The following is a 6,654-nucleotide window of genomic DNA, read 5'->3' as shown; positions in this document are numbered from 1 at the left end:
TCGAGCGGCGCCAGCTCCAGCTGGCGCCGCTCGACGCGGTCGCGCAGATACACGATCTCCGCGCTCACCTCGCGGCCGGGTGCAAGCTCGGCCGCGGCCAGCGCGTAACATTCCATCTGCACGCGGTAATCTCCGCTTCCGGCGCGCGCATACTTGTAGTCGCTTACGACGATTCGCTCGCCGTCATCGCTCAGCAGATCGATCCGGCCGCGAATGAAGAGCGTCAGCTCGTCGTCCTCGAGGCTCATGAAGAAGGGCGTTTCACGGCTGACGGCGGCGACCGCTTCGGACCGTGTCGCCGCGCGATCTTCGCGGCTCCGCGCGTAGCAAAGAAGGTCGCGTACGAGCGGGCGTTGCGCCGCGGGATCGAGATCGGCCGCCGCGCCATGAACGCCGACGAGGCGCGCGATTTCGGCTTCGAGCTCTGACTCAGGCGTCGCCGGAGCGAGCTGTTCGAGCACCGCATGCGCAACGGTGCCCATCGCGATGGCCTGCCCGTCGCCGTTCGCGTCGAGGGTGGCGCCAGGGCCGCCTTCGGGAAACCCGAGCTCGCGGCGCAGGAAAAACTGACGCGGACATCGCTCGAAGTCTTCGAGCGCGCTCGGACTGACGACCAGTTCGCGCGCGGGCGGCGCGGCGAAGCTGAGCCGCGCGCGCGCTGCGGCCGCCAATTCGGCGGGCGGGGACGATTCAGCGCCCGGTGGTTTCGCGCCGGGCTCGCACGCGAGCGCGTCGGCGCGCCGCAGCACGACTTTCACTCCGTTGGCGTCAACTATCCGATCGCCGGCCGCGGCGCCGACGAAAGCCTCGACCCTGTCGGTCCCCACGGCGGCACGAACATGGTCCACCCAGCTCGATTTCGATTTCTTCGCGCCTTCGCTCAAGATCAGGCGGTCGCGCGCCCGCGTCATCGCGACGTAAAGCAGGCGGGCGCTTTCGGCCTCTTCCTGGTCTCTCACCGCGGTTCGATATTGCGCCGCGAGCGGGTTGGGCAGCGATTCATCGCCGGCGCCGACCGTGTCGCAAACGAGCAGCCCGTGCTCAGCCGTCATCACGATCTGCTCGTTGCTCGTCGGCGTCCGGCGTCCGAGGTCGGCGACGATCACGACGGGGAATTCGAGGCCCTTGGCCTGATGGATCGTCATCAGGCGCACGACGTTGTCATTCTCGCCGGCGATTTGCGCCTGGGGTTCGCGCGGGGCTTCCTCGACCAGGAGGCGCAGATGGCGCACGAAGTCGCCGAGCCCGAGGAAGCGATGGGCTTCGAACTCGCGCGCGATTTCGACGAGCTTGCGCACGTTCGCGGCGCGCTGGGCGCCGCCTTCGAGGCCGAGCAGCACCGCCTCGAAGCAGGTCGATTCGAGCGTGCGGACGATGATCGCCGTCAGCGAGGCGCGCTCGCGCATCTTGCGGAGCGCGATCAGCGTATCCCGCGCGCCGAGCGCCGCCGTCCGTTCGTCGCCGAGCCACGCGAAGTCTTCGCCGGCGTCGTCGAACAATTGCCAAAGACGCCGCGCCTCTCCGGTCGCCGCACGCCGTTCGTCCAGATGCAGCGCGATATCGAGCAGGCATTGATCCGAAAGACCGAAGAGCGGAGAGCGGAGCGCGGTCGCAAGTTCGAGCGGATTTTCCGGATCGTCGATCGTGGCGAGCAGCGCGGCCAGGTCGTTCACTTCCTTGCACTCGTAAAAGCCACGCCCTTTGACCGTGTAGCTCGGCACGCCCGCGCGCCGGAAAGCCTCTTCATAGATAGCGACGTCCATGAACGAACGCAGCAGCAACGCGATTTCGCCGAATTCGACCTTGTGCGCCGCCTCCGCCGCCTTATTCGCTACCATCCGCGCGCAGCGCCGCGCGATCGCATCTGCCTCGACCCGCCGAAGTGCGCGGGTGTCGAGTTCGGGGCCGGTCGGTGTCACGATCAGCTCAACGGCGGGCGCGCCGTCTGCGGACCGGATCGCCCGCAGCCGATGCTCTTCGCTCCATCTGACCCGGTACGGCTTCGCGTCCGCGTCGTCGCCGGGCGCCATCGAACGCGCGCTTACGGCGTTGACGAAATCGACGATTGCCGGGAGCGAGCGGCGGTTCTCGCGCAGCGCGCGTCCAAGGAGCGGCCCGCGCTCGCGGTTGAAGACCGTGACGTCTGCGCCGCGGAAGCGATAGATCGATTGTTTCTCGTCGCCCACGATGAACAGTTCCGGCGCGGCCGAGCCTTCGCTGGTGAGCAGGCGCACGACTTCATCCTGGATCGGATCGGTGTCCTGGTATTCGTCGACCAGCAGGGCGCCGAGCGCGCGCCGGTAGCGCGCGGCGGCTTCGGGATGGCGGCGGAGCAGGCGCGCGGCCAGGATCAGCAGGTCGTCGAAGGTGACGGCGCGCTCGGCGCGCTTGCGTTGTTCGAGTTTGGCCCCGAGATCGCCGATGAGGGCGGCGATCTCAAGCGTTGGCTGCGCCGCGCGCGCGCCGCCGTACGCGTCGAGTATCGCAGGGATGACTCCGGGTTCGTCGTTGCCGCGGATGGCGTAAACCAGCTCCTTGACCTTCTTGCTTTGTGCCGTGGGCAGAACGAGCCGGAGGTCGTCGAATACGGAGCGATCCGCGGGATCGGACTCGGCGCCGAACGCTTCAATCGCGGGTTGCAGCGACGGCCAGGTGTCGCGCAATTCCTGCAGTTTCTTTCCGGTCGCGCCTCCGGCGTCGCGAACCGCGAGCAATTGCCCGACGAGGTCGAACAGCTCCGAGCGCAGCGCGGGAATCCTCGCGCCGTATTCGCGCAGTTTCGCCGCCGTCGCTTCGGCTATTTCGCGAATCCATCGAGGCGATTTGCCGAGGCGGGCGCTCTCGCCGATCGCCTGCAGCACGATCCCGATCGCGCCGTTTCGATTCTTGAATCCGTAGAGGCCGCGCGCGCCCACCAGGCGGATCGCGCCGGGCTCCTGTTTGCGGACCGCGTCGGCGAGCAGCTCGCAGCACCGGCCCTGGAGGAAGGTGACGCTCTGGTATTCGTCGAGCACTTCGAAGCCGGGATCGACGCCGGCCTCGATCGGAAATTCGCGCAGCAGGCGCGCACAAAACGCATGGATGGTCGAGATGCGCGCGAGCCCGAGCGTGCGCCGCGCGCGAACCAGCGCCGCCCGGCGCACGGCGTCGCCTTCGCGCGCGATCCGATCGTCGAGGACGTCGGCGATCCGCCGGCGCATGTCGGCGGTGGCCTTTTCGGTGAAGGTGATGGCTGCGATCCGCTCCGGCGCGAGCGGCTCGCGCCCCGCGATATCGCCGGCCACGAGCGCGACGAAACGCTGCGAGAGGACCTCGGTCTTGCCCGAGCCGGCGCCCGCGCGCACGAGCGCGTTGCCCGCGGCGTAAACCGCGTCGCGCTGCTCCTCGGTGAGTTCGACTCGCGCCAAAATCGAATACTCCGGCGCTAGGCGCCCGGCTCCCCGCCTTTGTAGTAGCGGCAGACCTTGCGATAAGGGCACCAGTCGTCGCAGCGGCGCGGATCGACGTCGAAACGGCCGGCCAGCGCTTCGTCCACCAGCGCGATAATCCGTTCGGCGACCGGAGGCTCGCCCGCCTGCTTTGCTGCCGCACGCAGTTTCGGATCGCTCTCGACCATCGCGCGCGGGACCGGCGCGACTTGCTCTTTGTCTGAACTGCGCAGCACGATATAGCCGGCCTCGAGCTCGGCGTCGCGCGCGAGCCGGCCGCCGAACTCGCCGAGCGCGCCCATCAGGTAAATCGGCAGCTGAAAGTCGGTCCATCCGAACGCCGCGCCGCCAGGATCCAGGATCTTTTTGTAGCGTCCGGCGTCGCGCGAGTTCTTGTAGTCGATTACCCGGATCTTCCTGATCGCGCCGCGGCGCGGATGAAGCTCCAGGCGATCGATGCGGCCTTCGATCCGAAGCGGCGGGCGGCCCGGGGTGCGAAGGTCGTCGAGGATGAAGCTGACCGGATGCTCGGTCCGGATTTCGGCGTCGGGATTTTTCGCGCGGTTGCCGATTTCCGCGTCGATGAACTCTTTCGCCGTCCGGTCGATCGAACGCCATCGCAGATCGAAAAATCCCCGGTCGCGCGCGAGCGCCCGGTACTCCTCGCGCACCGTGTTCATTACTTCGGCCGCCTCCCTCCGCGCGCGCGAGGGATCGGCAAAGTCGATTTGCTCGACCAGGCGGCGCAAGACCTCGTGAATCAGCTCGCCGCCTTCGGGCGCGCTCATTTCGTAGTCCTGCTCCTCGTCCGCGTCGAGCCCAAGCACGCGATGCGCGAAAAACCTGAAGCCGCAGGCCGCAAGCTCGCCGAGCCCGGTCGCGGTCCATCGCCGGGGATCGTCGGGAGCGCCGCTGAGCATCCGCGCCAGACGCGGATCGGGCGCGACGCGTCCGTCCCATCGACCGGCCAACGCTAACTTTGCCGGAAACGCCGCGTAGCGCATTCCCTGCTTGTCCGCGTCCGCGAAATCCTCGCGCGCGGGGAGGGCCAGATATTTTTCGCGCTGCGTTTCGAAATGCGATCGCAGGCCTATCGAATCGAGCGTCGCGCGAGTCTCGATCGTTTCCGCCTCGGCCGAGTTCAGCATCCCGTCGGCCGCAGCGCGGGCGAGAAATTCACCACGCGAAAGACAATCGCCGGCCGCGGGAATCACGCCCGCAACCGTCGGGCGCCTCACCGTCGCCGCACCCTGAGGATGGCCGAGCACGCGCAGCACTTCATCGACGAACGGCGAGCGGACCACCGGATTGCCGCTCGCGTCGGCTGCCGCGTAGCTCAGGACGACGCGCCGCGACGGCATCGAGAGGGCGAGAAAAAACAGCAGGGCGTCTTCGCCGTTGCGGTCGTGGCGCGTGCGCAGAATAGCGCCGGCGCGGCTCGGCGCCTCCGGGCCGAAATGCCGCCGGAGCGCCTCGCCGAGCGGCCGATTGAGCGCGAGCTTCACTTCGTCGGGGAGCAGCGGATCGTCGGGATGGTAGTGCGGGAAGGCGCCGTCATTGAGCCCGATCACGAAGACTAGGTCGAAGTCGAGCCCGCGCGCCTCGAGCACCGGCAGCGCGGCTACGGCGCCCGCCGCCTCGCTGTCGGCGGGCGCCGCGGCGCAATCGAACGCCGCCTCGACCATCGCAGCGAACTCCATCGGATCGACGACGCGCCCGCCGCCGCCGGCCGCCGCCCATCGCGCGAGCCCCGCCATCGCCGCGCGCACCGAGCCCCACGCCCGCACGGCATCGTCGTCCGCGCCGATCTCGCCGTCCCCGCCCGCGGGGTCGAAGCGCATGGCCTCGAGCGCATGCTCGAGGCGAGCCAGATGCTCGCTGAGCGTTGCGGACTCGCCGAGCGGCGCAAGCGAGGCGAGCATCCGCGCGAAACGCTCGCGCGCCGGTTCGAGACCGGCGATGCGCCGGTCGAGTTTCTCGCGCTCCGTGACCTGCGCCGCCGCGCGCTTTTCGAGCGCGCGGCGGCGCAGGTCGGCGAGATGGCGGTCGAAACGATCCAGCAGCGGCTGCGCTCCGCTGTCGACATAGCCGATCTGGTCGAGCGCGCGCGCCAGGCCGGGCGTAATCGCCAGCAGATGGGGCGAACGGCAGAGCGCGCCGAGCGACTCGCGTGTGAAGCGCTCGCGCGGCGCGCGCAAAATCTCGGCCACCAGCCGCGCCGGCGCGCTCGCGCGCAGCGCCGGCGGCTGGCCGATCGTGAGCGGAATACGATAGCGGCGGAACACGTCGCGCAGATGTTCGGCATAGGGCGCGAGGTCGCGCGCGACGACCGCGATCCGCTCCGGCGCAATCGGCGGCGCCGACTCCATCGCGCGTCGGATCGCGCGGCCGACCTCTTCGATCTCGCCAAGCGGCGTCGGCGCTTCCACCACTTCGAGCGTCCCGTCGGCGGGCGGCGCGGCGTCGGCGGTCTCGACGAACAGCCGCTCGAGCACGAAGCCGAGGCGCCCGGAGCGTCCGCCGCGGCGCACGAAGCCGGGCAGCACTTTGTCCGCGATCGATTCTTCGGCAACGAAACGGTTCCAGGTCAGCTCGGCGAAGCGCCCGCCGCGCGCTGGATGATCGGCGGCCTGGATGGTGAGCGTCGCGTCGCCGACGATCCGGATGAGCGCGGTGACGATCATGAACTGGAGCAGGCTGAAGTCGTAGATCTCGGCGACCTGCAGTTGCTCGACGCCGTCGAGCAGCGCCGGACGCGCGCCGCGCTTCTCGAGCGCGAGCAAGTGTCTGAGCACGATTCGTTCGCGGTCGTGACGATCGCAAAGGCCGCGCGCGGCGAGCAGGCGCTCGTAGCGCTCGAAGGCCGCCGCGAGCGCGCCGATACGGCTGCGGGCGGCGCCGGCTTGCGCAGGGAGCGCGGCGGCCGCGGCGCGCAGGTCGGACAGCCCGAGCGCCGCGCTCTTGAACTGGCGGATGAGGCCGAGGACGTGATCGGCACGGCCCAGCGCGGCGCGCGAATCTCCCATCGCCTCATCGGCGGCGAGCAGTTCCTGCAACTCGTCGAGCATCGTGCCGCGCGGGCCGAATTCGCGCCACAGCCGATCGATCAGCTGCGGAAAGGTCATGATCGGATAGTCGAGCAGGGTGCGGCCGCGGCTATGGCGCTTCAACCAGTCCTCGACTTTGCGCGCGGTCGGGTAGAGCGCAATTAGCTTGTTCACGAGGT

General features: G+C 69.1%; 2 protein-coding genes. Both read right to left on the bottom strand.

The genetic code is table 11. The features are described 5' to 3' along the window. On the bottom strand, positions 1-3,407 hold a 3,407-nt coding region (locus tag VMI09_12765; protein HTQ25558.1), incomplete at its 3' end, for a UvrD-helicase domain-containing protein. 17 nt (positions 3,408-3,424) lie between these two features. Further along, on the bottom strand, positions 3,425-6,649 hold the full coding sequence (locus tag VMI09_12760) for a PD-(D/E)XK nuclease family protein (protein HTQ25557.1): 3,225 nt from the start codon (positions 6,647-6,649) through the stop codon (positions 3,425-3,427). Between the last annotated feature and the right edge of the window lie 5 nt (positions 6,650-6,654).

It is taken from the genome of Candidatus Binataceae bacterium (assembly GCA_035500095.1).
Taxonomy (GTDB): Bacteria; Desulfobacterota; Binatia; order Binatales; family Binataceae; genus JAKAVN01.
This window is presented reverse-complemented; position numbering and strand designations above follow the sequence as displayed.